The 26,606-nt window shown below is 72.6% G+C and carries 22 protein-coding genes; 7 read left to right on the top strand and 15 right to left on the bottom strand.

Features of this window, described 5'->3' with window-relative positions:
* Positions 1 to 151: 151 nt before the first annotated feature.
* On the bottom strand, positions 152 to 952 hold the full coding sequence (locus FED44_RS21160; protein ID WP_138461795.1) for a uracil-DNA glycosylase: 801 nt from the start codon (positions 950 to 952) through the stop codon (positions 152 to 154).
* Positions 953 to 1,182: 230 nt separating this feature from the next.
* On the opposite strand from FED44_RS21160, the gene FED44_RS21165 reads away from it, so the two are divergent.
* Complete coding sequence (locus FED44_RS21165) at positions 1,183 to 2,388, top strand: cytochrome P450 family protein (protein ID WP_182883334.1); 1,206 nt, start codon at positions 1,183 to 1,185, stop codon at positions 2,386 to 2,388.
* 4 nt (positions 2,389 to 2,392) lie between these two features.
* Here the strand turns inward: FED44_RS21165 and FED44_RS21170 are convergent, their stop codons facing one another.
* The 9 genes from FED44_RS21170 to mfd form a co-directional block, all read right to left on the bottom strand.
* Positions 2,393 to 3,475 (bottom strand): HAAS signaling domain-containing protein, encoded by a 1,083-nt coding sequence (locus tag FED44_RS21170; RefSeq protein WP_138461797.1) that lies wholly within the window; start codon positions 3,473 to 3,475, stop codon positions 2,393 to 2,395.
* Positions 3,472 to 3,801 carry a PadR family transcriptional regulator gene (locus FED44_RS21175; protein ID WP_117410517.1) on the bottom strand — a complete coding sequence of 110 codons (330 nt, stop codon included), beginning with the start codon at positions 3,799 to 3,801 and terminating at the stop codon, positions 3,472 to 3,474. The genes FED44_RS21170 and FED44_RS21175 overlap by 4 nt, the downstream gene beginning before the upstream one ends.
* 214 nt (positions 3,802 to 4,015) lie before the next feature.
* Complete coding sequence (locus FED44_RS21180) at positions 4,016 to 4,942, bottom strand: Ppx/GppA phosphatase family protein (protein WP_138461798.1); 927 nt, start codon at positions 4,940 to 4,942, stop codon at positions 4,016 to 4,018.
* The gene (locus FED44_RS21185; RefSeq protein ID WP_138461947.1) at positions 4,939 to 5,502 is read right to left on the bottom strand and encodes a DUF501 domain-containing protein; all 564 of its coding nucleotides are present in this window, start codon (positions 5,500 to 5,502) and stop codon (positions 4,939 to 4,941) included. Before FED44_RS21185 ends, FED44_RS21180 begins: the two co-directional genes overlap by 4 nt.
* Positions 5,503 to 5,611: 109 nt before the next feature.
* A complete protein-coding gene (locus FED44_RS21190; RefSeq protein ID WP_244302121.1) occupies positions 5,612 to 6,085 on the bottom strand; it encodes an FtsB family cell division protein in 474 nt (157 codons plus the stop codon).
* Between the two features lie 138 nt (positions 6,086 to 6,223).
* Positions 6,224 to 7,504 (bottom strand): phosphopyruvate hydratase, encoded by a 1,281-nt coding sequence (gene eno / locus FED44_RS21195; protein WP_117410519.1) that lies wholly within the window; start codon positions 7,502 to 7,504, stop codon positions 6,224 to 6,226.
* 82 nt (positions 7,505 to 7,586) lie between these two features.
* A complete protein-coding gene (locus FED44_RS21200; protein WP_138461799.1) occupies positions 7,587 to 8,576 on the bottom strand; it encodes a nucleoside triphosphate pyrophosphohydrolase in 990 nt (329 codons plus the stop codon).
* Between the two features lie 34 nt (positions 8,577 to 8,610).
* Positions 8,611 to 9,249: a SurA N-terminal domain-containing protein gene (locus tag FED44_RS21205; RefSeq protein ID WP_133306213.1), complete on the bottom strand. Its 639-nt coding sequence runs from the start codon at positions 9,247 to 9,249 to the stop codon at positions 8,611 to 8,613.
* A 53-nt stretch (positions 9,250 to 9,302) separates the two neighbouring features.
* Positions 9,303 to 12,812: a transcription-repair coupling factor gene (mfd, locus tag FED44_RS21210; RefSeq protein ID WP_117410522.1), complete on the bottom strand. Its 3,510-nt coding sequence runs from the start codon at positions 12,810 to 12,812 to the stop codon at positions 9,303 to 9,305.
* A gap of 229 nt (positions 12,813 to 13,041) precedes the next feature.
* On the opposite strand from mfd, the gene FED44_RS21215 reads away from it, so the two are divergent.
* On the top strand, positions 13,042 to 13,773 hold the full coding sequence (locus tag FED44_RS21215; RefSeq protein ID WP_165900950.1) for a methyltransferase domain-containing protein: 732 nt from the start codon (positions 13,042 to 13,044) through the stop codon (positions 13,771 to 13,773).
* Between the two features lie 69 nt (positions 13,774 to 13,842).
* Here FED44_RS21215 and FED44_RS21220 read toward each other — a convergent pair whose 3' ends face one another.
* A complete protein-coding gene (locus FED44_RS21220) occupies positions 13,843 to 14,967 on the bottom strand; it encodes a carbon-nitrogen hydrolase family protein (protein WP_138461800.1) in 1,125 nt (374 codons plus the stop codon).
* A 311-nt stretch (positions 14,968 to 15,278) separates the two neighbouring features.
* On the opposite strand from FED44_RS21220, the gene cysC reads away from it, so the two are divergent.
* Positions 15,279 to 16,502: an adenylyl-sulfate kinase gene (gene cysC, locus FED44_RS21225; protein WP_341868636.1), complete on the top strand. Its 1,224-nt coding sequence runs from the start codon at positions 15,279 to 15,281 to the stop codon at positions 16,500 to 16,502.
* An 89-nt stretch (positions 16,503 to 16,591) separates the two neighbouring features.
* On the opposite strand, the gene FED44_RS21230 is transcribed toward cysC, so the two are convergent.
* The 4 genes from FED44_RS21230 to FED44_RS21245 all read right to left on the bottom strand — a co-directional run bounded on the left by FED44_RS21230 (position 16,592) and on the right by FED44_RS21245 (position 21,260).
* Positions 16,592 to 17,614, bottom strand: coding sequence for a TolB family protein (locus FED44_RS21230; RefSeq protein ID WP_138461802.1), 1,023 nt, complete (start codon positions 17,612 to 17,614; stop codon positions 16,592 to 16,594).
* Between the two features lie 23 nt (positions 17,615 to 17,637).
* Entirely contained in the window at positions 17,638 to 19,065 is a 1,428-nt protein-coding gene (locus FED44_RS21235; protein ID WP_138461803.1) for an MFS transporter, read from the bottom strand.
* A gap of 4 nt (positions 19,066 to 19,069) precedes the next feature.
* Entirely contained in the window at positions 19,070 to 19,930 is an 861-nt protein-coding gene (locus tag FED44_RS21240) for an alkaline phosphatase family protein (protein WP_117410527.1), read from the bottom strand.
* Positions 19,931 to 20,096: 166 nt separating this feature from the next.
* Positions 20,097 to 21,260: a glycoside hydrolase family 26 protein gene (locus FED44_RS21245; RefSeq protein ID WP_244302122.1), complete on the bottom strand. Its 1,164-nt coding sequence runs from the start codon at positions 21,258 to 21,260 to the stop codon at positions 20,097 to 20,099.
* A 295-nt stretch (positions 21,261 to 21,555) separates the two neighbouring features.
* Between FED44_RS21245 and FED44_RS21250 the strand changes: the two genes are divergently transcribed.
* From FED44_RS21250 to FED44_RS21265, 4 genes are all read left to right on the top strand, one after another.
* A complete protein-coding gene (locus tag FED44_RS21250) occupies positions 21,556 to 22,902 on the top strand; it encodes a Wzz/FepE/Etk N-terminal domain-containing protein (protein ID WP_138461804.1) in 1,347 nt (448 codons plus the stop codon).
* Positions 22,899 to 24,452, top strand: a complete 1,554-nt coding sequence (locus FED44_RS21255) for a hypothetical protein (protein ID WP_244302123.1) — start codon at positions 22,899 to 22,901, stop codon at positions 24,450 to 24,452. Before FED44_RS21250 ends, FED44_RS21255 begins: the two co-directional genes overlap by 4 nt.
* A complete protein-coding gene (locus tag FED44_RS21260) occupies positions 24,449 to 25,681 on the top strand; it encodes a hypothetical protein (RefSeq protein ID WP_117409260.1) in 1,233 nt (410 codons plus the stop codon). Before FED44_RS21255 ends, FED44_RS21260 begins: the two co-directional genes overlap by 4 nt.
* Before the next feature lie 67 nt (positions 25,682 to 25,748).
* Complete coding sequence (locus FED44_RS21265) at positions 25,749 to 26,606, top strand: sulfotransferase domain-containing protein (protein ID WP_138461805.1); 858 nt, start codon at positions 25,749 to 25,751, stop codon at positions 26,604 to 26,606.

Below are 26,606 nucleotides of genomic sequence, written 5' to 3' on the forward strand. Positions count from 1 at the left end.
GTCACAGGTTGGCCACGAAGCCAATGCGCAAGGGCCGAAGGTCGAGTGATTTTCCCCACTTGGTCACTCACTGGCGATGTTGCGGCAAAAATTCCCGTGAAATTCCGGGAGTGAGCCGGTTCACACTCGTGAATCCGTTCACAAGGCCTGATCAGGCGGTGGCGCCGAGTGCGGCGGCGCGGGCGAAAACCGCGTCGAGCATCTCCGCCGTGACCCGGCCGGTGAAGGTGTTCTGCTGGCTGGGGTGGTAGCAGCCGATGAGCGTGACGGGCGCCGCGCCGTGGACGAGCGGCACCTCCACTGCGTGCCCGAACGCGGGCCTGCGGGACGGCAGGGTGAACCCCGCCGCGCGCAGCGCGGGCCAGACCGCCTGCCAGGCGAAGCCGCCAAGGGCCACGACCACCCGGGTCGTTCCCGCGACCAGCGCCAGTTCCGCGGCGAGCCAGGGGAAGCAGGTGTCGCGCTCTTCGGGGGTCGGCTTGTTGGCGGGCGGCGCGCAGCGCACGGCCGCCATCATCCGGGCCCCGATCAGCCGCTGGCCGTCGCCCGCGTGGACGCTGGTCTCTTTCAAGGCGAGCCCGGTGCGGTGCAGCGAGGCGAACAGCCAGTCGCCGCTGCGGTCGCCGGTGAAGATCCGCCCGGTACGGTTGCCTCCGTGCGCGGCGGGGGCCAGGCCCACGATGAGCGTGTGCGGCGCGTCGTCGCCCCAGCCCGCGATCGGCCGGCCCCAGTAGGTCTCGTCCGCGAACGCCCGCCGCCTGACGTCGGCGACCTCCTCCCGCCATTCGACGAGCCGGGGGCAGGCCCGGCACACCGACTGCATGGCCGTCAGGTCCGCGAGCGTACGGCTCTCGGCCGCCAGCTTGGCGACCTCGTGGGCGTCACGGGCGACGGGGGTGCCGGGGCCGGCAGGGTCGCCCGGCCAGCCGGAACCGGGAGGAACGAAGCTCATGAACCGATCGTGCCAGGTGGACGGGCATGCGTCGGTCAGAAGCGAGCTCTCACGAGGCCCGCGACCGCCAGGCACGACGCCCGCGACCGCCGGGCGCGACGCCTGGGACGGCCGGGCGCGACGCCTGGGAACCGGCACGCTCGGCCCGCGTGAGCGCGGGTTCAGGAGGTCGCGCACCGAGCAAGATTCCGATCTTTTTCGCGGCGGCGGAGGTGGGTACGTATCGGCCCGTGTCCACCGACTCATGCCCCCCGCTGTTCGGCCCCGCCTTCGACGCCGACCCCTACCCCGCCTTCGACTGGCTGCGGCGCAACGCGCCGATCAGCCGCGTGCCGCTGCCCGGCTGCGAGGCATGGCTGGTCACGCGGTACGAGGACGCCGTCGCCACGCTGACCCACCCGTCGCTCGCCAAGGATCCGGCCGCCGGTTCGCCGGAGTGGCAGGCGGCCGGTCTCGGCCTGCCCCTCGATCACCGGCCGTCGCTCGCCCGGCACATGATCAACGCGGACGGGGCCGACCACGCGCGGCTGCGCCGTCTCGTGAGTGCGGCCTTCACGCCCCGGCGGATCGCGGGGCTGCGGGCCCGGGCACTGGAGATCACCGACGACCTCCTCGACCGTCTTGACGGCCCGGAGGCGGACCTGGTCACCGGCCTCGCCTATCCCTTGCCGATCGCGATCATCTGCGACCTGCTCGGAGTGCCCGAGGAGGACCGGGCCGTCTTCCACCGGCACGCCTCCGTGATCGACTCCGCGGCGGCGTCCGAGGTGGAGGAGATCGCCCGGGCCACCGACGGCCTGGAGGCGTTCCTGGACGACCTGGTCGAGCTCAAGCGGTCGAGGCCGGGCAACGACCTGCTCACCGACCTCGTCCGGCGGTCCAACGAGGGCGAGATCGACAAGGACGAGCTGACCTCGACCGCGTTCCTGCTGCTCGTCGCGGGTCACGAGACGACGGTGGCGCTGATCGGCAACGGCCTCCTCGCGCTGCTGCGGCATCCCGCCCAGGCCCGGGCCCTGCGCGACGATCCCGCCCTGCTGCCGGACTACATCGACGAGATGCTGCGCTACGACGGCCCCGTACGGAACGCCACCTGGCGATTCCCCACCGAGCCGGTGGTGATCGGCGGCCAGGAGATGCGGCCCGGAGAGCCGATCCTCGTCTCCCTGCTGGCCGCCAACCGGGACCCCGGCGCCTTCGCCGACCCGGACACGTTCGCGCCAGGGCGGATCGGCGAGCCGCACCTCGCCTTCGGCCGGGGCCCCCATTACTGCATCGGCGCCGCCCTGGCCAAGGTCGAAGGAGAGGCCGCGATCGGCAGGGTGCTGGAGCGCTTCCCCGATCTGACCCTCGCCGTCGACCCGGCCGAGCTGCGGTGGTGGCCGAGCATGATCATGCGCGGCCTGTTCTCGCTGCCGGTCCGGCTGCGCGCCTGACCGGTCAGTCCTCCTGGCGGCCCGGCTTCGGCTTCGTCGGGGACGGGGCCGGTGACGCGGCGGAGGGTTCGGGTGTCGGGGTCGCCTCCTCGCCCGTGCCGCCGTCGCCCGGGGTCGCCGTGACCGTGGGACCCGGCGTGGCGGTCGCGGTGGGACCCGGCGCGGCGGTGGCGGAGTCGGAGGCGGCGTTGGGGGCGCAGTCGCGCTCCCGGGCCGCCCGGGGGTCGAACGGCGTCAGCGGCAGGGGGTAGGCGTTGCGGAGCGGCGGCTCCCCCGCGCAGGGAATGACGAGCATCTGCCCGAAGTCCTCCGGCCGCAGGGTGAGCGGCCTGCCGTCCTGGTCGTAGAGGCGCACGTCGTGCAGCGGAGTGCCGTCCGCGGCGTACGGAAGGATGTTGTAGACCGGACCGGAGTCCAGGGTGGCGACACGCTCGACCATGACCCTTCCCCCCGGCCCCATGGCCGGGGCGGGACCATAGTCGAAGGACACGCTCCGGGGCGACGTGCTCGACGCGTCGGCCATGGCGGAGATCACGAGGACCACCGCCAGCACGTTGGCCCCGGCGAGCAGCGTCCGCCCCCAGCCCCTCGGCCCGCTGCGGGCGTGCCGGCCCAGCCAGACGGAGGCCCAGACGACGGTGAGGGTGAACACCCAGGCCACCAAGTCGCCGGGGACCAGCCCGGGCGAGGTCAGGGCCGCGAGCACGGCCAGTGCGATCGCGTAGCCGCGCAGCACCCACCAGGCCGGGCGCAACTCGGGGAGGAAGGCGGCCGCCTGGCGGTAGGGCGGCAGGCCCAGCATCCGGGTGTGGGCGCGCCGGGCCGCCCCGGCCGTCCTGGAGCGCAGCCGGCCGCGCCGGGTGGTCGCGGTGCCCGCCGGCCGGCCGCCGTAGGCGGCGCGCAACTCGGCGGCGTACGCCTCCGGGGCGCCGAGGCGGTCCTCCAGGGACAGTCCCGGCTCGGCCGCGACCTCCGAGATGTGGTCGTGGAGGTCCTCCAGCAGGGTCTCCCGGTCCTCCGGGGGAAGATCGGCCAGTGCCTCGCGCACGGCGTCGGCGTACGCCTTGGGCGTCAGGGGGGAGTTCATGCCGATGCGACCTCCTTCAGCAGGTCGTTCATGGTGGCGGCGAACGACGTCCAGGTCGTCGCCGAGTTCCGGAGGAGCGAGCGGCCGACGTCGTTCAGGCCGTAGTACTTGCGGTGCGGCCCCTCGTCGGAGGCGACCACGTAGGAGTTGAGCGCTCCGGCCTTGAAGAGCCGCCGCAGGGTCCCGTACACGGAGGCGTCGCCGACGTCCTCCAGCCCCGCCTCGCGCAGGCGGCGTACGACGTCGTAGCCGTAGCTGTCACGTTCGGCGAGCACCGCGAGGACGGCCAGGTCGAGGACCCCCTTGAGAAGCTGACTGCTGTCCACGCACCGCAGAGTACTACGCAATGCGTAATAGCTACAAGATCGAGCCCTGCGCATGCCGGAGCAACCGGTGCATGCCGGAGCGACCCGTGCGCCGCGGCGGCCTGTGCGGGCGGCGTGAGCGGTCAGGCCCCGCGCCCACCGGGCACGCGCCGGTCAGGGACGCGCAGACATCGCGGCGCACACGCCGGTCAGGCATGCGCGGCACACATGCCGGTCAGGCGAGCGACCAGGCGATCCCGTCGAGGATGTCGTGCTCGCTGACCACGACCTCGGCGAAGCCATACCGGCGGACGATCCGGTCGAGGATCAGCGCGCCCGCCCCGATCACGTCCACCCGGCCCGGATGCATGACCGGTACGGCCGCCCGCTCGTCGTGGGTCATGCGCAGCAGGCGTGCGGACACCTCGTGGACCCGCTCGGCGGGGATCCGCGAGTGGTGGATGCGCTCGGGGTCGTAGGCGGGCAGGTCCAGCGCGATCCCGGCGACCGTGGTGACCGAACCGGCCAGGCCGACCAGCGTCCGCGCCGTACGGACGGGGACGTGCTCCTCCACCCGGTCCATGGCCGCCTCGATGTCGGCGACGGCGGCCGTCACCTCCCCGTCCGCCGGAGGATCGGCCCGAAGGTGCCGCTCCGTGAGCCGTACGCACCCGATGTCCACGGACAGCGCGCCCTCGACGCTCCGGGAGCCGACGACGAACTCGGTGCTGCCGCCGCCGATGTCGACCACCAGGTACGGCGTCTCGGCGGCGGCGCCGGCAAGGCCCCGGGTCGCGCCGGTGAAGGACAGCCTGGCCTCCTCGTCGCCGGAGACCACCTCGGGCTCCACACCGAAGATCTCCCGCACGCCGGCCGTGAAGTCGGCCCGGTTGGCGGCGTCCCGGGTCGCCGAAGTCGCGACCACTCGGACCGGCACCGCCTCGCCCGCGGCGTGCTCCCTGATCAGCTTGGCGTACCCGCGCATGGCGGTGAACGTGCGCTCCAGCGCCTCGGGCGCGAGCCGTCCCGTCCTGTCGACGTCCTGGCCGAGCCTGACGATCTCCATCCGGCGCTCGACGTCCGTGAGGTCGTCACCGGAGATGTCCGCGATGAGGAGCCGGACCGAGTTGGTCCCGCAGTCGATCGCCGCAACCCGCCTCATACCCGGGTCCCCCCGTCGGTGTGCGTCTCCTCGTCCGTCACGCAGGGTCCGTCGGCCCACCACCGCGGCAGCGCGTCCAGGGCCTCCCGGCCGAAGGGGTTGACGCCGGGCGCGGCCAGTTCGTGCGCGACCAGCGCGTGCAGGCACTTGACCCGGCCGGGCATCCCGCCCGCGCTCTGCATGTCGCGGGGCAGCGGCTCCATGCCCTCCTCGCCGGCCGCCCGGTCGCGGCGGTCGAGGTAGTCCTCGTGGGCCGCCCGGTACGCCTCGGCCAGTTCGGGGTCCTCGGCCAGCCGGGCCTGCATCCGCTTCATCAGCCCGGACGACTCCAGCGTGCCGATGGCCGAGGCCGCCTTGGGACAGGTCAGGTAGAACAGGGTCGGGAACGGCGTGCCGTCGGGCAGCCGCGGCGCGGTCTCCAGCACGTCGGGCAGCCCGCAGGGGCACCGGTGCGCGACGGCCCGCACCCCGCGCGGGGGACGCCCGAGCTGCGCCCGCGCCGCCGCCAGGTCCGCCTGGTCCACCTGGTCCGCCACGTCGATCTCCTCGCCCTTCACCATGCCTGCCCCGATGCCCGCCCCGATGCCCGCCACGGTGCTTCGCCGCGGTGCTCCGGCACCGTGCTCCGGCCGCGGTGCCCGCGCGCCGGTCCGGACGCCGTCCGCGGTCTCATCCCACCGACGGAGCCGGGCTCTGCTGCCGCCCCGCGGACGTCGCGGGACTCGGCCGCGCCGCCGGTGCGGCGGGCCGTCCCCTGTCAGACCCTCTGTCCGCCGCCTCGAAGGACCGCCAGAGCGTGACGTACCACGCGGGCCGCTCCGGCTGCCTGCTCCCGGCCTTCGCGGCGGTGGAGCCGGCCGCCTCCTCGTCGAGCACCTGGTAGCAGTCGGCCCCCGGCTCGCAGTAGAAGAGCCGTTCCTTGGCCAGGCGCTTGATGTACTCCGGGTCCTCCAGCCGGCGGCGCCGCTCCTCCAGCTTCTGGAGCTTGCTCAGCGCGTTCGCCTGCTGCGCCTCCAGCTGGGCGATCTGCCGGCGCTGGGCGACGTACTCCCGGGCGGGGTAGGCCAGGCTCATGGCGATGGCGCACACGACGACCGCGAGGATCGCCGCGCGCCCGGTGAGCTGCGGCCGCGTCGCCGCCACCGAAACCACCCCTCCCGGTCGGTGCTCGCACAGGCCCGGTCACGCCGGGTGCGGCGCGGCGGGGTGCCGCGCCGCCCGTCCGTACGATGCCGGGCCGGGCCGCCCGCGTTCGCCGCAGGCTACCCCGTCACGCCGCCGTTATCCCTTGAAGCGCGGGAAGGCGGAGCGACCGGCGTACCGCGCCGCGTCGTCGAGCAGCTCCTCGATGCGCAGGAGCTGGTTGTACTTCGCCACGCGGTCGGAGCGGGCCGGGGCGCCGGTCTTGATCTGACCGCAGTTGGTGGCCACGGCGAGATCGGCGATCGTGGTGTCCTCGGTCTCGCCGGAGCGGTGGCTCATCATGCAGCGGTAGCCGCTGCGGTGGGCGAGGTCGACCGCGTCGAGGGTCTCCGACAGCGTGCCGATCTGGTTCACCTTCACCAGCAGGGCGTTGGCCGCGCCCTCGCCGATGCCGCGGCCGAGCCGCTCGGGGTTGGTCACGAACAGGTCGTCACCCACGAGCTGGACCTTCGCGCCGAGGGACGTGGTGATGGCCTTCCAGCCCTCCCAGTCCTCCTCGTTCAGCGGGTCCTCGATGGAGACCAGCGGGTAGGAGCGGACCAGGTCCTCGTAGAAGGAGATCAGCTCGGCGGACGACACGCCCTTGCCGTCGATCGTGTAGACGCCGTCGTTGTGGAACTCGCTCGCCGCCACGTCGAGCGCGAGCGCGATGTCCTGGCCCGGGGTGTATCCGGCCTTCTCGATCGCCACCAGGATCAGGTCGAGCGCGTCGCGGTTCGACGGCAGGTTCGGCGCGAAGCCGCCCTCGTCGCCGAGGCCGGTGGCGTAGCCCTTCTCCTTCAGCACGCCCTTGAGCGTGTGGTAGGTCTCGGCGCCCATGCGCAGCGCCTCGGAGAACGTCTCGGCCCCGATCGGCGCGATCATGAACTCCTGGATGTCCACGTTGGTGTCGGCGTGCGCGCCGCCGTTCAGGATGTTCATCATCGGCACGGGCAGGATGTGCGCGTTCGGGCCGCCGATGTACCTGAACAGGGGCAGGTCGGCGCTGTCGGCGGCGGCCTTGGCGACGGCCAGCGAGATGCCGAGGAGCGCGTTCGCCCCGAGGCGGGCCTTGTTCGGCGTGCCGTCGAGGTCGATCATCGTCTGGTCGATCAGACGCTGCTCCTCGGCGTCGAAGCCGATGATCTCGTCGGCGATCTCGTCGGTGACGCCGAGGACGGCCTTCTCGACACCCTTGCCGAGATAGCGGCTCTTGTCCCCGTCACGCAGCTCGACGGCCTCGAACTGGCCGGTGGAGGCGCCGCTCGGAACGGCGGCGCGGCCGGTGCTGTAGTCGTCCAGCAGTACCTCGACCTCGACCGTGGGGTTCCCACGGGAATCGAGGATCTCGCGGGCGGTAACGGCCTCGATGGCAGCCACGAACGCTCCTAGCAAAAAGACGGGCGGTTTGCGACCAGAGCCTATCGGTCTCCACCACCCCGCATCGCGGAGGGGCTCGGGTTCACGGCGTGTCCCGCGGCTCCCCGTCCTGCCCTTCGCCGGCCTCCCACTGCTCGACGCGCCGCCGGTACTCCCTGGCCGCCGCCCTGAGCTCGGCCTCGGGGTCGAGCCCGTCCTCCTGGACCTTCCGTACGAGCGTGAACAGGCGGGCCCCGGCGCCCGCGGTGAGGCCGTCGGCGAGCGAGGCGGGCGCTCCGGCCCGGCCGGCCCGGCGGAGCAGCTGGGCGGCCAGGGAGATCGCGGGCTGGCCCATCGGCACGCCGCTGAGCGCCGACGCGGTCTCGCCCTTGGCGGCGCGCTCGGCGGCCTTGATCGTCTCCCAGTTGTCGCTGACCTCTCCGGCCCCGGTCACCCGGACGTCACCGAAGACGTGGGGATGCCGGCGCACCAGTTTCTCCACGATGCCGGCGGCCACGTCGTCGACGTCGAAGCCGCCGCCCTCGGCCGTCCGCTCCTGGGCCACCCGGGAGTGGAACATCACCTGGAGCAGCAGGTCGCCCAGTTCCTCCCGGAGGGCGGGGTAGTCACCCTGGTCGATGGTCTCGAGTACCTCGTAGGCCTCCTCGACCAGGTAGGGCGCGAGCGACTCGTGGGTCTGCTTGCGGTCCCAGGGGCACTCGCGGCGCAGCCGGTCCATGACCTGGACGAGATCGAGCACCCGGGCGCCGGGAAGGTCGTAGGAGCCGGGGACCACCTCGATCTCCGGCGGGTCGTCCAGGGAGATCGCGGCGTGGCCGACGGCGCGCATGAGGTCCTCGTCGCCGTCCTGGGCGGCCAGCCACACCACCGTCCCCGTACGGCTCTCGCGGGCGAGCGCCCCCGGGTCGGGCGTCACCACCTCGACCGGAACGCCGGCCTCGTCGAGATAGGGCAGACAAGGATGATCCGGACTGCCGGTGAGCACCCGGCCCCGGGTGAGGGCCCGCCACGCCGCGGGAGCGAGCAGGCCCGGGGCGACCCGGGGCGAGGTGGTCACCACGATCAACGACATGCCCTCACCCTAACGACCGGTGAGCGGCCACCGCTCAGCCGGCGGCCGGCGGCGCCTCCGCGGGGTTCGCGGGGGGCGCGACGGGCGTGTAGGCGCCGAAGCGGTCGTCGGCCACGAAGCCCTGCTGGGGGTCGTACTTGCCGTACCGCGGGCTGTACTTCACCGGGACCGTCGCGTCGGCCTCCTGGAGCACCTTCTGCCCCGCGGCGGCCTGGCTCTCCTGGTCCTGGCCCGCCCCGGCCTGCTGGGCCAGCTTCGACCGGATGATGTAGGCGCGGAGGAAGGCACGGCTCTGGTCCCGTGGGATGCCGTTGGCCAGCAGCACCTTGTCGAACTGCGTCCAGCCGCCCTGGGCCGTGGCGAGGTCGTCGATGTCCCGGTCGCTCACGGCGACGCCCTTGCGCCGGCCGAGCTCCTCGAACTGCCTGCTGAAGGTCATGTTGAGCAGCACCATCTGCGGCAGCGAGGCGGGGAGCTGGAGCTGCTCCTCGGGGATCTTGTTCGCGGCGAGGTCGGCACGCAGCGCGCGCACCTCGTCGTTCACCTGGCTGGAGGTGATGCGCTCATTGCCGATGATGGCCGCGGAACCCGCCTGCACCGGGCCGCCGCAGGCGGTCATGGCGATACCGGCCGCCGCCAGCGTCACGGCGACGCGCACTCGATACGACTTCACGGACAATCCTCCCGAACGACACCGGCCAGGCGTGGTATTGACGATTTCGCGGGTCACTGTACCCGCATCGGCTCCAGGAACAGGGCCTCGACCAGGTCCCCGCACCATTTCAGCAGGTCCAGGTCGCGCAGCGGCTGCCCGCCGATCGGCTTGGTCTTGGGCACCGGCACGAGCAGGATCCCGGTGGCCTGCTTCCACAGGGACCGGGGATAGAGCCGCTGCAGCCGCACCTGCTGGGAGTCCCTCAGCTCCACCGGGGCGAACCTGATCTGCTGACCCTGCAGCGTCACGTCCGTCAGCCCGGCCCGGCGCGCGTTGATCCGGAAGCGCGCCACCTCCAGCAGGTTGTCCACCTCCTGCGGCGGCCTGCCGTACCGGTCGGTGAGCTCGTCGCGGACCGCCGCGATGTCGTCCTCCGAGCCGATGGCCGCGATCCGCTTGTACGCCTCCAGCCGCAGCCGCTCGGAGGTGACGTAGTCGTGCGGCACGTGGGCGTTGATCGGCAGCTCGACCTTGACGTCCGGCCGCTCCTCCGTCTGCGTGCCCCCCGTGAGCTTGGCCTTCTGCTCCTGGACGGCCTCGGCCATCATCCGGACATAAAGGTCGAAGCCAACGCCTGCGATGTGCCCGGACTGCTCCGCGCCGAGGATGTTGCCGGCGCCGCGGATCTCCAGGTCCTTCATCGCGACGTACATGCCGGCGCCCATCTCGGTGTGCTGGGCGATCGTGGCGAGCCGCTCGTGCGCGGTCTCGGTCAGCGGCGACTCGGGCGGGTAGAGGAAGTAGGCGTACCCCCGCTCGCGGCCCCGGCCCACCCGGCCCCGCAGCTGGTGGAGCTGCGACAGGCCGTAGTTGTCGGCCCGGTCCACGATGAGCGTGTTGGCGTTGGGCACGTCCAGGCCCGATTCCACGATCGTGGTGCACACGAGCACGTCGAAGTTGCGCTCCCAGAAGTCCACCATGATCTTTTCGAGCTGGCTCTCGTTCATCTGCCCGTGCGCTACCGCGATGCGCGCCTCCGGCACCAGCTCGTGCAGCCGCGCGGCCACCTTGTCGATCGTGCGGACCCGGTTGTGGACGAAGAACACCTGGCCGTCGCGCATCAGCTCGCGCCGGATCGCCGCGCCGATCTGCTTCTCGTCGTACGGCCCGACGAAGGTGAGGATCGGGTGCCGCTCCTCCGGCGGAGTGAGGATCGTCGACATCTCACGGATGCCGGTAAGGCCCATCTCCAGCGTCCGCGGGATCGGCGTGGCCGACATGGCGAGCACGTCCACCTGCGTGCGCATGTGCTTCATGGCCTCTTTGTGCTCGACGCCGAACCGCTGCTCCTCGTCCACGATGATCAGGCCGAGGTCCTTGAACCTGACCTCCGGCGACAGCAGCCGGTGGGTGCCGATCACGACGTCCACCCCGCCCGTACGGAGGCCGTCGAGCGTCTCCCGCACGTCGGCGTCGGTCTGGAACCGGGAGACCGGCTTCACGGTGACGGGGAAGCTCGCGAACCGCTCGCCGAACGTCGACAGGTGCTGCTGCACCAGAAGCGTCGTCGGCACGAGCACGGCGACCTGCTTGCCGTCCTGCACCGCCTTGAAGGCCGCCCGCACCGCGATCTCGGTCTTGCCGTAGCCCACGTCGCCGCAGATCAGGCGGTCCATCGGGACCGCCCGCTCCATGTCGCGCTTGACCTCGTCGATCGCTTCGAGCTGGTCGTTCGTCTCGGCGTACGGGAAGGCGTCCTCCATCTCCCGCTGCCACGGACTGTCGGGGCCGAAGGGGTGGCCCGGGGAGGCCATCCGGGCCGAGTAGAGCCGGATCAGCTCGCCCGCGATCTCCCTGACCGCCTTCTTGGCCCGGGTCTTGGCCTTGGCCCAGTCGGCGCCGCCCATCCGGTTGAGCGTGGGGGCCTCGCCGCCGACGTAACGGGTGACCTCGTCGAGCTGGTCGGTCGGCACGTACAGCCGGTCGCCCCTGGCGTACTCGATCACGAGGTACTCCCGGGTCGCGCCCTGGATAGTGCGCTGCACCATCTCGATGTAGCGGCCCACGCCGTGCTGCTCGTGCACCACGTGGTCGCCGACCTTGAGCTGGAGCGGGTCGACCATGTTGCGGCGGCGCGACGGCAGCCGCCGCATGTCCTTGGTCGAGGCCTTCTGCCCGACCAGGTCGAGATGGGTCAGCACGGCGACGCCGGGCGCGATGAACCCGTGGTCGATCCGCCCGGTGGTGACCTGCACGACGTCGGCGGGCAGCGGGCCGTCGAGGGACGGCACCAGCCGCGCCGCCACGTCCACGCCCCGGAGCAGCTCGACCATCCGCTCGGCCGGGCCGTGTCCCTCGCTCAGCAGCACCACGGCCCGGCCCGCGCCGAGCCAGCCCTTGATGTCGGCGAGCGCGCGCTGCGTGTCGCCCCGGTACGCCTCGACGTCCTGGGCCTCCAGCTCGACGCCCTCCCCGAAGGGGGCGATGCTCCACCACGGCTGGCCGAGCTCACGGGCGTGGTCGCGCACCTCCTCCAGCGTCCGGAACGAGGCCGCCTCCAGGTCGATCGGGGCCTCGCCGCCGGCCGCCGCGGCGATCCACGACGCCTCCATGAACTCCTGGCTCGTACGCACCAGCTCGACGGCCCGGCCGCGGATGCGCTCGGGGTCGCAGACGAACACGGCCGCCCGCACCGGCAGGTGGTCGAGCAGCAGGTCCATCGACCCGGCGAGCACGGGCGCGAACGCCTCCATGCCCTCGACCGGCACGCCCTCGGCGAGCTGGTCCAGCACGTCCTTCAGCGCCGGGTGCTCCTCCCCCAGCTCGCGGGCCCGCCGCCGGACGTCGTCGGTCAGCAGCAGCTCACGGCAGGGCGCGGCGAACAGGCCGTCGCGCGCGACCTCCAGGGAGCGCTGGTCGGCCACCTTGAACCAGCGGATCTCCTCGATCGTGTCGCCCCAGAACTCCAGCCGGAGCGGGTGCTCCTCGGTCGGCGGGAACACGTCGAGCAGGCCGCCGCGCACAGCCACCTCGCCGCGCTTCTCGACCATGTCCACCCGGTGGTAGCCGTTCTGCACCAGCCGGACCACCACGTCGTCCAGGTCGGCGTCGTCGCCCGCGTGCAGCCGTACGGGCGCGAGGTCGCCGAGGCCGGACACGATCGGCTGCAGCAGCGAGCGGACCGGGGCCACCACGACGCGCAGCGGTCCGGCGGCCGGGTCGCCCTCGATCGGGTGGGCCAGCCGCCGCAGGACGGCCAGGCGCTGGCCGACCGTGTCGCTGCGGGGCGACAGGCGCTCGTGCGGCAGCGTCTCCCAGGCGGGGAAGACGGCCACCGTGCTCTCGTCGATCAGGCTCGTGAGCGCCGCCGCGAGGTCCTCCGCCTCACGCTCGGTCGCCGTGATGGCGAGCACGGGCCGTACGCGGGACAGCGCGGCCACGGCGAATGGCCGCAGCGCGGGCGGCGCCACCAGGTCGGCGCCCAGTTGGGCGCGCGGATCGGCGGGCTGCCCGGCGGCGTCGAGCGCGGCGGCCAGCCTTGGTTCGGTGGAAACGAGGTCGAGCAGTCCGGAAAGAGACATCGATGCCTTCAAAAGCCCCGTGACAAAGACAGCCGGCGTGCGGACACGGGCCCGATCCGCGAGACGATTTCGACCGGGCCGCGGCTACCAAGGCTACCCCGGTTTATCCGGCTCGCTCCGTCCGGCCGCTCGGGGCGCCCGGGGTTCGCGGTCCGCGGAGCCCTCGCCTCCCGCGACGGACGACGGCAAATGCGCAACGATGAGTCGCCGAGTCATTACTCTCGGTGTCATGACAGAGGTTCGGGTGTCGTCCGCCGACCAGGACGACGTGTTCAGTCAGCGGATCCGCGAACAGTGGACCGACCAGCTCGGGCGGCGGCTCGACATCCTCATCGCCGGGTGCGGCCGGGGCGGCGTGCTCGACGTCGGACGGTACGAGCCCAGGATGACGGGGGTGGACGAGGACCTCCCGGCCCTGCGGGCGCGCACCGCCGCCCGCGACGACCTGGAGGCGTCCTACCTGGGCGACCTGCGCCTGGTGCCGATCCCGCCGCGCTCCTTCGATGTCGTCTACGTGTCGTTCCTGCTCGAACGCATCCGCCACGCCGAGCTCGTCCTCGACCGGCTCGTCGCCGGGCTGCGCCCCGGCGGGCTGCTGCTGCTCAAGATGCGCGACCGCAGGTCGGCGTACGGCTTCTGCGACCGGACGATCCCCGGCTGGTTCCGGCGGACGGTGTGGCGGGCGTTCGCCCCGGCCGGGTCCGTGGGACCGCTGCCGGCGGTCTACGAGCCGCTGGCCTCGCGCGAAGGCGTCCAGGCGTACTGCCTGATGCGCGGGCTCATGATCGCGGAGGACTACTCGGCGGTGAGCGGTTCGGCCCGGCGGGGTCCGCACCCCACCCTGGTCGCCCTGGCCTGCCGGGCCGTGGCCGCGCTCTCGCGGGGCGGGCTCAACGGCACCGAGGACGAGATCACCATGGTGATCCGGCGGCCCCAGAACCACTTCGCCCGCCTCATCTGACCCGCACCCGTCGCGGGATCGACAACACCAGGACCGGACGTCGCCGCCGATGTCCGGCCCTCGTGAGGATCATGTGTCGGTGTTCTCGTCCAGATGCTTCACCACTCGCGGCAGTTCGGGCAGTTCACGCGGGTCGCTGGTCCAGACGAGGATGCCGTCGACCTCATACCGCTTCTCGCCCCGGATGACGTAGTCGGGCCGGCTGCCGAGCGCGTCGCCGGGCCTGACGGCGAGGAAGAAGTCGTAGGCCGCGAGCAGGATGTCGCCGAGCAGCCCCCGGCCCGCGAGCGTGTGCAGTCCCTTGAGGTAGGGGTGTTTCGGCGACTCGCCCCGGACGTAGAGCCCGCCTCCGATCAGCCCGCCGATCACGGAGTCGGCCACCGCGATCTCGGTCTGCGCACCGACCGGGGAATTCTCGATCCACATCTGCCTCCAGTCGGGGGTTCCCGCGGATGACACGGCCACCAGGTCCAGTTCGCGGAATTCCTCCGAGAAGGGGCCCTTGACCATGTCGAGGCAGATGATCGCGCCCAAGGTGGCGGACCGGCCACCCGACGGGTCCTTGACGGTCCGCGCGATCGGACCTTTGCCCGGCTGCACCTCGTACCGATTGGAGTCCCAGCCGTCGATGCCGCTCTCGTTGTGCTTGGAGAAGTAGACACGCGCCTGCTCGTGCGATTCCAGCACGGCCCCCACGTTCATCCCCTTCTTCTTGCCACTGGGGAGCGTCTCACCGGTGTCGACGGCGATTCCGCCCGCCGCCACGACGAATCCGGGGGACAACTTGGAGAGCTGCGCGTGGATTTCGTCGAAGATGGCCCGGACGGTTTCCTCGCTGTGCGGGTTCGCGGCCGAGTGGACGAGCTGGCTGCTGGTCGTGCCGTCGCCCGACTCCTTGTGTTCGATCACCTCCCCGTTGAAGGCGAATTCCGGGAAGAGGATGACGCACAGGTCGTCGTCGGGCTTGTCGAGTGCGTTGATCTGCCGCATGACCGAGAAGTAGTGACTCACTGCCGACCGGCCGGCATCGAGGGAATAGATCGCCTTCGGGTAGGGGCCGAGCCGGACGGTGGAAATCGTCTTGTAGGTGCGCCTGAAGTTCCGGTAGACGGTGACCGGATTCTTGACCAGGGCCAGCTGCATCGTCGCCCGCAGCATCCCGGCAGACATGAACGCGCGTCCTTTGTTCGCCACAGTCACTCCTTTTCCTTCTTCCGCTCCGCCCGACAGACATTAGACCGAATTCCGTCCCACTAAAAGAGCCTCTTTCACAGCAGAGCCACTATGTGTAGATTTATCTACAATGATCTGATTTGCACATATAGTTGTGTTATGCGAATAAGGTCGGCGCGAAGGAAATGCGCCGCGGAATCGATCGCGAGGCGCGGGGAAGACGTGCGGGGAACGGGCAGGGGAACGAGCAGGGCAACGGGCACGGGCGGTCCGCCGTACTCCGGGGTAAGGTTTCCTGACCATCCGACGACCCACCGACCCACGAAGCGGAAATCATGATCGAGTGGACGCCCGACGCGCGTGAGCTGGCCGACCTTGAGCTGCTGCTGTCCGGGGCGTACGCGCCGCTGACCGGCTTCCTCACCGCGGCGGAGGTGGAGAGCGTGGCCGGGCGCGGGCGGCTGCCCGGCGGCGCCCCCTGGCCCGACCCGGTCACGATCGCGCTGCCCGACGAGATCGGGCCCGGCGACCGGGTGACGCTGAAGGACCCCGAAGGCGCGGCGGTCGCGGTGCTGACCGTCACCGAGCGCGACGGGCACCACGCGGCCGGGCCGGTCGAGGCGCTCGACGCCCCCGTCTACGGCCCGTTCTCGCGGCTGCGCCGTACGCCGGAGGAGGTGCGCAAGGACCTGCCGGACGGTGGCGAGGTCCTCGCGGTGACCATGCGCGGGCCGCTCGACTCGGCCGCGCTCGACGACGTCGCGGCGACCGCGGAGGAACTGGACGCGGCCGTGCTCCTGATGCCCCTGGTCTTCGGCGAGGCAGGCCCCGCGGTGGTGCGGGCCGCGCTCAAGGCGGCCGAGCGGCTGCCCGGGGCGATGGTGGTCGCGGTGCCGCTCGCGCCGCGCGAGGACGCCGAGATCGACCTCGAACTCCGTGAGCACGTGGCCCGCAACTACGGCGCCACCGAGCACTACGCCGGCCCCGCGCCGGTCACGATCCCCGGGCCGCCGCACCGGCGGGGCCTCGTCGTGTTCTTCACCGGGCTGTCCGGCTCGGGCAAGTCGACGATCGCGCGGGGGCTGCGCGACGCGCTGCTGGAGCGGGGCGGGCGCACCGTCACCTACCTCGACGGCGACGTCGTGCGCCGCCTGCTGTCGGCCGGGCTGACGTTCTCGCGGGAGGACCGCGACCTGAACATCCGCCGGATCGGATTCGTCGCCGCCGAGGTCGCCCGGCACGGCGGCCTGGCGATCTGCGCGCCCATCGCGCCGTACGCCGCGACCCGGGACGAGGTGCGGGCGATGGTCGCGGAGGTCGGCGGCGACTTCCTGCTGGTCCACGTGGCCACGCCGCTGGAGGAGTGCGAGCGGCGCGACCGCAAGGGCCTGTACGCCAAGGCGCGGGCCGGGCTGATCCCCGAGTTCACCGGCGTCTCCGACCCGTACGAGGAGCCGGAGGACGCCGACCTCGTCCTCGACACCACCGGCATGACGGTCGAACGCGCGGTCGGGTCCGTGCTGAACCTCGTCACCTCGGGCGGCTGGATCCGTTAGCCGCACCTCGCCGGGCTTCCGGCGAGGGTGGCGACGCTTACTCGACCACGGCGCTCACTCCGACCACGGCGCTCACTCGACGACGGCGCTCACTCGACGACGACGGGCGCGAGCGCCGCGGTGAGCAGGCGGCGCGGGGCGCCCGAGCCGTCCGCCGGCGCCGTCCAGACGTCGGCGCCGAAGTCCCCCGGCAGGGCGTAGCCGAGCGTGCGGGCGTCGAGCCACACCGCCTGGTCGTCGACGCTGCGCCGCTCGGCGACCGGGGTCTCCCGCATCGTCCGGAGGTCGAGGACGTACAGCCGCCACGGCGCGTCCTCGGGCAGGCCGGGCACCCGCTTCTTGAACGCGACGCGGGTGCCGTCCGGGGAGAGCGACGGGCACTCCACGTTCCGCCGGACCGTGGTCAGGGTGCGGGCGGCGACGTCACCGCGGGCCAGCCACGTCCGGCCCCCGGTCGCGAGGGTGACCCAGAAGTGGCCTTCGTCGGCGAAGGTCACCCCCCACAGGTTGACGTCGGCCGCGTGATAGGGACGGCCGTCCTTGACGACGCGGTAGGTCTCCAGGTTGTCCTGCAGGGACCAGGTGCGCGTGTCCAGGATCGAGGTGCGGGTGGAGAAGTTCGTCCCCGCGTACGAGTCGCCGCTCACGAAGACGGTCCACGCCGCCATGCGGCCGGACGGCGAGACCCTCGTGCGGGTGGGGATGCCGGCGAGGGGGAACGCGCGCCGCTCCCGCAGGCGCGCGTCGAGCACCACGGCCCGGTAGGTGTCGCCCAGCGAGCCGTGCACGGCCTGGAGACAGGCGCCGGTGCCGGACGAGGCGTGGAAGCGCAGGCACCGCACCCCCGCCGAGACGCGCGGCGCCCCCGGGTCGTCCGCGGGCACGGAGACCACCTCGTCGCGGTGCGGACCCCACGCCATCGTCCGGAAGAGCATCCTGCGCTCGTGTCCCGCCGCGAGCGTGACCGCTCCCGGTCCGGCGGCGGGCTCCCCCGCCCGCGGCAGGCTCCGGCTCTCCGCCCGGGCGGCGGCATGCACCACCGCCCAGACGGACAGGCCCCCGAGGAGCAGGACCGCGGCCAGCAGGACCGTCAGACGGCGCGGGACGGGCACTGGGTTCCCTTCTCGTCGCACGCTCAGGTCGCCCGCTGCCGGGAGGGGCTCGCGGAGGAGCCGGCGGACGGGTCCCCAGACGGGCCCGCAGACGGGTCCACAGACGGGCCCGCTGACGGGCGCAGGGCGGCGATCGCGGCGGGGGTGGAGATCGCCAGCCCCGCGGCCGCGACGGCCAGCGCCGGGCCGTCGCCCCAGGCCGTCCAGGCGGCGCCGAAGGCGATCGAGCAGGCGAACCGGGCGAGGGCCTGGCCGGTGCCCACCAGGGCCAGCCCTCTCGCCCGCAGCGCCTCCGGCACGAGGCCGGTCACCGCGGCCGCCAGCACGCCGTCGGTCGCCGCGTAGAAGGCGCCGTGCAGGACGAGCACCGCCACCGCCGGCAGCGGCCCGCCGGGGGCCGCCAGCACGAGCCCGTACGCACCGAGCAGCGCCAGGTGCCCGAGCAGGAACAACCGCCGCCGCCCGATCCGGTCGGCGACCACGCCGGCGGGCACGGCCAGCAGCAGGAAGGCTGCCGCTGTCCCGAGCGGCAGCAGGGGGAACCACTGCGCGGGCACCTCGAACCTGCGCTGCAGCAGCAGGTAGACGAAGGAGTCGCTCACCGTGGTCAGCCCCAGCAGCACCGCGCACGCCGCAAGCCGCCGTACGCCGGGCATCCGCAGGAGCGCGGTCACCCGGAGCGGACCGGAGGACGCCGCGGTCCCGCGAGCGTCGGCGGCGTCGGCGGCGCTCGTGGTGTGGGCGGCGGTGTCGGCGGCGTTGATGTTCGCGTTGACGTCGGCCTCGATGCCGGCGGCGGCGCTGACGTTCGCGTCGGCACGGGCGGGACGGCCGGGGACGAAGAGCACCAGCACCACCACGCCCAGCACGGCGACGCAGGAACTGACGGTGAACACGGCGTCATAGCCCTCCGCCGCCACTCCCAGCACCAGGAACGCCAGGACGGGCCCGCAGAGGGCCCCGGTGGTGTCCATCGCCCGGTGCACGCCGAACGCGCGCCCCCGGCGCTCCGGCGGGGTGGCCAGGGAGATGAGGGCGTCCCGGGGCGCGGTACGCAGGCCCTTGCCCGTACGGTCGAGGGCCAGCACCGCGCCGATCACCGGCAGGGTGTGGGCGAACAGCAGCAGCGGCTTGCACAGCGCCGACAGTCCGTAGCCGGCCACGGCGACCGCCTTGTGCCGCCCGCCCCCGCCGTCGGCGAGGTGGCCTCCGGCCAGCCTCACCAGGGCGCCGACCCCGTTGTAGACGCCGTCCAGCACGCCGAAGCCGAGCGGCGACAGCCCCAGTCCCGAGACGAGGTAGAGCGGCAGCACGGCGGTGACCATCTCCGCCGACACGTCCGTGATCAGGCTCACCGCGCCCAGGGCCAGCACGGTTCCCGGAACCGCGGCCCACCGCCGTCCCCGGTGCTCGACGGCGGCGGGCGCGCCGCGACTGTCCGCGAGGTACACGCGGTCAGTTCCAGACGCCGGAGACGGCCGACGCCGACGCCGCGTTGCCCGCGTGGGCGGTGCCGTACATGTCCTCGATGGTGCGCAGCAGGTTGTAGTGGTTGTAGGTGGTCCCGGAGGACGATCCCGCCCGCACCGGCTGCCCGTACAGCACGGTGGCGATGCGGTTGCCGCTCAGCCGGTTGTCCTCGTCGAAGGTGACCACGAGCAGGCTGTTGTGGGTCTTGGCCCAGGTCGCGTACGCGCCGAGTTTGTTCTTCAGCCAGGTGTCACCGGTGGACACCGAGCAGTCGTGCATGTCGCTGCACAGGTTCGGGACGACGAACGACACCGTCGGCAGCTTGGTGAAGTCGGTGGGGAACTGGGCGAACGTGTACGCGGTGGACGTCGGCACGTTGGAGAACCCGAACCAGGGGTTGTGCTTGCGGGCGTAGTTTCCGCTGCTGCACGTGGTCGAGCCCTGGCTGGGCAGCGTCTCGTTGTAGCTGGCCCAGCTCCTGCCCGCCGCGATCAGCTCCGACGCCAAATTGGGCTTGGAGCTGAAGCCGGGGGTGTAGCAGGAGTCGTCGGTGATGCCCTGCGTCGACCCGGAGAACATGGCGAAGTAGTTGGGCTGGCTGGGGTGGGTCTCGGCGTAGAACGCGGTCAGGTTGGCCCCGCCGCTCTTCAGCGAGTTGATGTACGGCGCGCTGGAGCTGCCGATGATCTGGGAGTAGGCGTGGTTCTCGAAGACCACGACCACCGTGTGGTCGGGCGTCGGCAACGTGGCCGCCTGGGCGCTGAGGCCTCCGGCGGCCCACAGGCCCAGGGAGGCGGCGGACAGCGTGAGGGCGGCGGCGAGAGCGGTGATCCGGCGGGACGGCATGGCTGTCCTCCACAGGGGGTGTCTGCGACCAGCTCAGGCTAGGAACGCGTCGTGACGCGGACCGCACGCCCGACGTGAAGATCGGCCGAACGGTGAGTGAAGACCCATGTCGCCCGATTCCGGCGCCTCGCGGGGGAGCGCCGCCGCGGCCGGTGGAGCGGGCGGGTCAGGAGGCCGGCACCGGCGTGGAGGTGAAGCGGCGGTCCCGGCCGAGCTGGGCGAACGCCCGGGTGGCGCCGGGCGTGGTGTCGAACCGGGTGTCCCCCCGGGGCGCCAGCGGCGAGTCGAAGTAGACCAGCGCCTTGATCTGGGGATAGTTCCCGATCTGGCGGGCGACGGAGTCGAAGAAGTCGCGCTTGAAGTGCGGCGCGTCCGGCCGCTCGAACGCTCCCCACTCGGCGACCATGATCGGCTTTGCCGGGAACCTGGCCTGCATCCACCGGTAGAACCCCGGCCAGCCCGGCACGTCGGGACGGGTCTTGTCGACCAGTGCGGCGAAGTCGCCCACCCGGCCGTCGGCATAGGGGTCGAACGCCACCCAGTCGACCACGTCGTCACCCGGGTAGAGCCGGCCGAACCACGGCCTGGCCGCCCAGTTGGGCGCGCCCATGTAGGTCATCACGGTCACCGCGTTGCGTACGCCCCGCTCCCGCAGACGGGTCACGACGTGGCGGAACATGGCGGTGTAGTCGGCCGCCGAGTATCCTCCGCCCTCGCGCACGTCGTTCTCCGGCTCGTGGTGGATCGTGAGGAAGAACCGGCCGGGGAAGGTGCGTCTGACGTGGTCGGCGAGCCGGTCGATCCGCCCGTCCACGTCGCCGCGGGCGACCTCCGCCCAGGTGTGGTCGAGCGCGGGCTTCCAGTTGACCAGCAGCAGCCGGGGTCCCTTCGCCACTTCCCGCTCCTCGGCGGTCGGGAAGAGCTCGCCGCCCCGGTGGTAGACGTGCACGATGTCGGCCCTGCGGCCCATCCGCCTCTCGGCGAGCTCGATCGCCCGGACCGGGCCGCGCCCGGAGAAGACGTCGGGCGCTATCCCCCACCACGCCCCGCACGTCGGGATCAGCTTGTCCGTGACCGCGCAGGCGGCCTGCGTCCGCGCGGCGCCGTTCCCCGGCTTGCCCGGCCCCACGATGCCGCCCAAGCCGGCGTCGTCTCCCGGCCCGCGGCTGTCTCCCGGCCCGCGGCTGTCTCCCGGCCCGCGGCTGTCTCCCGGAGCCGTGCTGTCTCCCGGTCCCGCGCCCCCTGTGGTGGTGCCGCCCGTCGCGGTGCCCCCGCAGGCGGTCAGGCACGCCCCCGCCACCAGTACGGCCATGCCGGCGATCCGTCTCATCGCGCCCCCTGTCCCCGCAATGGATGGGTGAACACCATCCCACCGATTCCCCGAATTCCGAGGCCGTTTTCTCGATCTCACGTGTACCGAAATAGCGGGTTTTAAGTAGCTAATTGGCGGTCATTGTCCTGAGGAAATTCAGCAATAGCCGGGGGCGAAAGCCCGCCGCCGCCTATAGTTCTAAATCGGGTCACGCCGGAGGGCCGCCGGGACCGCGGACGCGCCCGTCTCCGACGGCGTGCCGCCGCTGTGCCGCGACCGCGGCGGGGTGACGAACGAGCGCACGGAGAGGTCCATGAGCCTGCCGCCGCACAGCCGGGACATCGGGGAGTACGGATCGGTGCTCCGGCGCAGGCGGCTGATCGTGACCGCCTGCCTGCTGGCCGGAGTGGGCGGCGGGGCCGCGGCGCTGGCGGCGACCCCCGCGCGGTACACGGCGGTCGCCCAGGTGCAGGTGCTGCCGACCGGCGTACAGGAACAACTCAACACACCGAGCACCCGGCAACGCGAACCACTCAATCTCGACACCGAATCACAGGTCGCCCGATCGGCGGTCGTATCCACCCTTGCCGCCAGAACTCTGAAATATCAGGATCCGGAGGAATTACGGGAACACGTCATGGTGGACGTGCCACCCAATTCCGCTGTTCTCTCCATTTCCTACACGGCGTACGATCCCAGGGCCGCGGCGGCGGGCGCCCAGGCGTACGCGGAGGCGTACCTGCGCAATCGCGCCCGTTCGGCCGAGGACGCGCTCGCCGCCCAGCTCAAGCTCATCTCCGCGCGGCTGCGCCAGGTCGAGGACGACCTGGACGAGGCCGCCGGAACCGCTCAGACGGCCGCGCAGACCGGGCAGACTGGTCAGACCGCGCGTACGGCCGGGCAGGCTGATCCCACGGCCCGGCTGGGAGCGGCCCGGCGGCAGGCCGTGCTGGCCCGCCAGGTGTCGGATCTCACCCTGCGCTACGACGCGCTCAGGACGGTCGCGGTCACGCCGGGCACGGTGATCAGCCCGGCCCGGCCGCCCGCGCGGCCCGGCAGTCCCAGCCCTCCGCTCTATCTGGGCAGCGGCCTGTTCCTCGGGATACTCGCGGGGGCGGGCGCCGCCTTCGCCCGCGACCACACGGACCGGCGACTGCGCACCTGTGCGGACGTCGAGCGGATGTGCGGCCTGCCCCTGCTCGCCGAACTGCCGGTCAGACCTGATCCGGAGCTCCTCGGCGAGATGGCCGCCACCATCGCCACGTCTCTCGGCGGCGGACCGCACCGGCTGCTCATCGAGGGCGTCGGGACCGACACCGGACCTCGGCGGGGCGGGGACGGCGGCAGGGCCAGGCGGGCGGGGACCGACAGCGGGGCCAGGCGGGCCGGGGCGGACGGCGCCGCCAGGCAGCTCGCCAGGGGACTCGGCGCCGCGCTCGCCCACCTCGTGCCGGTGACGGTCGTGACCGGCCGCGCCGCCCACCCGGACGCCGCCCTGCTGATCGTCGGTCTCAGGCGGACGACCTCCACCGAGGTCACCCGGGCCGTACGGCAGCTCGGGCGGCAGGGAGCGCGGGTTCTCGGGGTGGTCACCGTGCCTCAGGGATTCACCCCGCCCGTTCCCGAGCCCGTCACCGAGCCCACGAGGTGGAGCGCTTGACGTCACCGACGCCACACGCCGCCTTCCCCGGCCGTATCGATCCCCCGCCGTACGCCGCGTCTCCCGGCCCCGCGCCGTACGGCTTGGGCGGGAACGGGCGGCTGCCCGCGGCCCAGCCCGCGCACGCGAAGCGCCGGGAGTCCGCGGACGCCCCGCCACCCGCACCGGAACATGAACCGGCGCGTGGCAGGCACCGCGTGCCGATGAGCGGACCGGCGACAGGACCGGCGACAGGACCAGGGCGGACGTCCGCGGCGGCGTGGCCGATCGGGGCGCTCCTGCTGGGCTATCCGCTCTGGTGGGCGCTCGGCCTGGGGGCCCTGTCGGTGGTGGTGCTGGCCGTGCCTATGGCGGTGGTGCTGTGGCGCAGGCGGCCGATAAGGGTGCCGAAGGGGTTCGGCCTGTGGGCGCTGCTGCTCGTGGGCTACCTCGTCAGCGCGCTCACGCTCGCCGAGACCCCGGACGGCACCTACGGCGAGCTCGGCACCGGCCGGGTCATCGGCTACCTGATGCGGCTCGCGGTCTACGTCGCCCTTCTGATCATGGTGCTCTATCTGGGCAACCTGAGCGTGGCGGAGCTGCCGCAGCGCACGCTGGTGAGGTGGCTCGGCGCGCTGTTCCTGACTGCCGTCGCGGGCGGCCTGCTCGGCGTACTCGTCCCGCGCTTCGAGTTCACCTCGCCACTGGAGATGGCGCTGCCGTCGTGGCTCGGCGGCAACCCGTTCGTCGCCAACCTGATCCATCCGACGGCGGCCCAGGTGCAGCACGTGCTCGGGCACGCCTCGCCGCGCCCGGAGGCGCCCTTCGAGTGGGCCAACGCCTGGGGCAGCGACGTCTCGGTGCTGGTGATCTGGTTCGTGGTGGGCTGGTGGACCTACGGCGGGCCGTACCGGCGGGCGGCGGCCGTGCTGCTGCTCGCCGTCGCGGCCGTCCCGGTCGTCTACTCGCTCAACCGGGGCCTGTGGATCGGGCTCGGCGTCTCGGCGGCGTACCTGGCCGTCCGGGGTGGGCGTCCTCTCCTCGCGGGCCTGGTCGCGGCCGTCGCCGGGGTCGCGTTCCTGCTGTCGCCGCTGAGCGGGATCGTCGCGCAGCGCCTGGACAATCCACAGAGCAACGGCATCCGGGCCTTCACGATCGCGACCACGGTCCGGGTCGCGACCTCGTCCCCGGTCATCGGCTACGGCAACACCCGCACCGCGTACGGCAGTCACCGCACGGCCACGACGGGCCGCAGCGCGTGGTGCCCCGACTGCGGCCATCCCCCGCTCGGGAGCGACGGGCACCTGTGGCTGCTGCTCATCAGCCAGGGCTTCACGGGGGCGCTTCTCTACGTCGCCTTCTTCGCCGGAGCGGTGCGGCGCTACTGGGCCGACCGGTCGCCCATCGGCAAGGCGGGGACGCTCGTGATGATCCTCGTGCTGCTCTACATGGTCGTCTACGACGGGCTGGTGAGCGCCCTGACCCTCTACCTGATCTCCTTCGCCCTCCTCTGGCGCAACGGAGCCACGACGGCCACCGGTGCGTTCCCCGGCGATCGGCGGCGGCCATGAGGGACGCGACCATCCGGCTCCGCTACCTCGACGAGGTGCTGGAAGCGCTGTTCCCGCCCGCCGGGGAAAACATCCCGGCCGCCGGGGAACGCGACCGCATCCTGTCCGGCGAGGGACGCGCCCGTTCTTCGGCCGGTGAGGCACGCGACCGCTTCCCGGCCCCTCCGGGACACGGCCGCTACCTGGCCGGTGGGAGATCGGACGGCCCTTGGCCCCCCGGGGTGACGGCGCGCACCGTGTTGCCGCACCGCCTCGTCCCCCGGCGGGTCGTCCCCCGTGCCTGGTGGCACGCGGCGCTGGGCCGCGGCCTGCTGACCGGCGGGGCGTCCGGCACGATCGAGACACACCTGAGCGAGGTCTTCGGCCGCCGCGTGCGCGTCGTCGTCCACGTCAGGCCCGCCCGCCGGGCCAACCGCAAGCCGGTCCTGGAGGCGTACGACGCCTCCGGGCTCGTGTCGTTCGTGAAGATCGGCGACTCCGAGCGAGCGCGTGAACTGGTGCGGCACGAGGGCGAGGTGCTGCGCGGGCTCGCCGACCGGCCGCTCAAGGTCGTCGTGCCGCCCACCGTCCTGCATCAGGGTGTGTGGCGAGGTCTGGAGGTGCTGGCGCTGTCACCCCTGCCCGTCACCTCCCGCCCCGTCAGCTCTCGCCCCGTCCGCTTCCGCTCCGTCAGCTCCCGCCTCGTCACCTCTCGCAGAGTGCCCGCCGGCCTGCTCGCCTCGGCCGTACAGGAGATCGCCGCCCTCGGCCCAATCACCCGCCAGGCCACAGGCGGCCCCATACCCATGCGTCACGACGGCCCGCCCGGTGACCTGCACAGCGATCTGCGCAGTGACCCGCACGCCGGCCCGTACGCGGACCGCGGCCGGACGGCGGCGTGGCACGGGGACTTCACTCCGTGGAACACGGCGGCGGGCGCGGACGGACGGCTGCTCGTGTGGGACTGGGAGCGGTTCGCCGTCGGCGTACCCGTGGGCTTCGACGCGCTGCACCACTTCTTCCACCGGGCGCTGCGCCGGATGTCTCCCCCGGTCGCCGCCCGCGCCTGCCTGGCCCAGGCGGGCCGGATCCTGGAGCCGTTCGGCGCCGACGCCACCGCGGCGCGTCGCACGGCGGCCCACTACCTGATCACCCTCGCCGAGCGGCACCGCCGCGACGGCCACGAGCCGCTCGGGTCCCCCGCCAGCTGGCTCAACCCCGTCATCGACCACCTGGAGTGCCTCCTGTGAATCCTGTCGGACGCGCCCGATCGCGCGGGAAAGCTTCTTCCGTCCCGGGACGACGGAAGGGGCGACCATGACGTCCGTACTGAAGCGCTCGGCCCACGCGGTCTCGTTCGCCGCAGGACGGCTCACCACGGAGGCGCGGGTGCTCCCCTCGTTCCTCATCGCCGGGGCACAGCGGTGCGGCACGACCTCGCTCTACCGCGCCCTGTCACGCCACCCGCTCGTCATGAAGCCGGTGCTGCGCAAGGGCGTCCACTACTTCGACATGGCCTACGACCGGGGCCTCCCCTGGTATCGCGCCCACTTCCCGCTGGTGACCACGGCCAGGGCGCTGGGCCGCAGGCACGGCGGCCGCGTTCAGGCCTTTGAATCCACCCCCTACTACCTCTTCCATCCCCTCGCGGGCGCCCGGATCGCCGCCGACCTGCCCGGCGTCAAGCTGATCGTCCTGGTCCGTGACCCGGTCGAGCGGGCCTGCTCCGCCCACGCGCACGAACTGGCCCGGGGCTACGAAACCGAGCCGAGCTTCGAGCGCGCCGTCGAACTCGAACCGCTCCGCCTCGCAGGGGAGGTCGAACGACTGCGCGACGTGCCCGGCTACGTGAGCGCCGCCCACCGGCACCACGCCTATCTCGCCCGTGGCCGGTACGCCGAGCAACTGGCCCGGCTGGAGCCCCTCCTGGGCCGCGACCGGATCCTCGTGCTCGACAGCGGGCGCATGTTCGACGACCCGGCCTCCGCGTACGACCGGGTGCTGGAGTTCCTGGACCTGCCCCGGATCGGCGGCGTGGAGTTCGCACGGCACAACGCCCGCCCGCGTACGGGCGTCGTGCCCGAGTCGGTGCGCCGCCGCCTGAACGAGCACTTCGAGCCGTGGGACACCCTGCTCGTCCGCTGGCTGGGAGCCGACCCGTCATGGCGACGCTGA

This window comes from Microbispora triticiradicis (genome assembly GCF_005864065.1).
GTDB classification, from domain to species: Bacteria; Actinomycetota; Actinomycetes; order Streptosporangiales; family Streptosporangiaceae; genus Microbispora; species Microbispora triticiradicis.

Coding starts and splice junctions, on each gene's coding strand:
- FED44_RS21170 (WP_138461797.1), bottom strand. CDS start 3,475: ATGAACTCCCCCCTGACGCCCAAGGCGTACGCCGACGCCGTGCGCGAG.
- FED44_RS21245 (WP_244302122.1), bottom strand. CDS start 21,260: ATGAGACGGATCGCCGGCATGGCCGTACTGGTGGCGGGGGCGTGCCTG.
- FED44_RS21200 (WP_138461799.1), bottom strand. CDS start 8,576: ATGTCGTTGATCGTGGTGACCACCTCGCCCCGGGTCGCCCCGGGCCTG.
- FED44_RS21160 (WP_138461795.1), bottom strand. CDS start 952: ATGAGCTTCGTTCCTCCCGGTTCCGGCTGGCCGGGCGACCCTGCCGGC.
- FED44_RS21240 (WP_117410527.1), bottom strand. CDS start 19,930: ATGCCGTCCCGCCGGATCACCGCTCTCGCCGCCGCCCTCACGCTGTCC.
- FED44_RS21260 (WP_117409260.1), top strand. CDS start 24,449: ATGAGGGACGCGACCATCCGGCTCCGCTACCTCGACGAGGTGCTGGAA.
- FED44_RS21250 (WP_138461804.1), top strand. CDS start 21,556: ATGAGCCTGCCGCCGCACAGCCGGGACATCGGGGAGTACGGATCGGTG.
- FED44_RS21180 (WP_138461798.1), bottom strand. CDS start 4,942: ATGAGGCGGGTTGCGGCGATCGACTGCGGGACCAACTCGGTCCGGCTC.
- mfd (WP_117410522.1), bottom strand. CDS start 12,812: ATGTCTCTTTCCGGACTGCTCGACCTCGTTTCCACCGAACCAAGGCTG.
- FED44_RS21215 (WP_165900950.1), top strand. CDS start 13,042: ATGACAGAGGTTCGGGTGTCGTCCGCCGACCAGGACGACGTGTTCAGT.
- FED44_RS21265 (WP_138461805.1), top strand. CDS start 25,749: ATGACGTCCGTACTGAAGCGCTCGGCCCACGCGGTCTCGTTCGCCGCA.
- FED44_RS21185 (WP_138461947.1), bottom strand. CDS start 5,502: ATGGTGAAGGGCGAGGAGATCGACGTGGCGGACCAGGTGGACCAGGCG.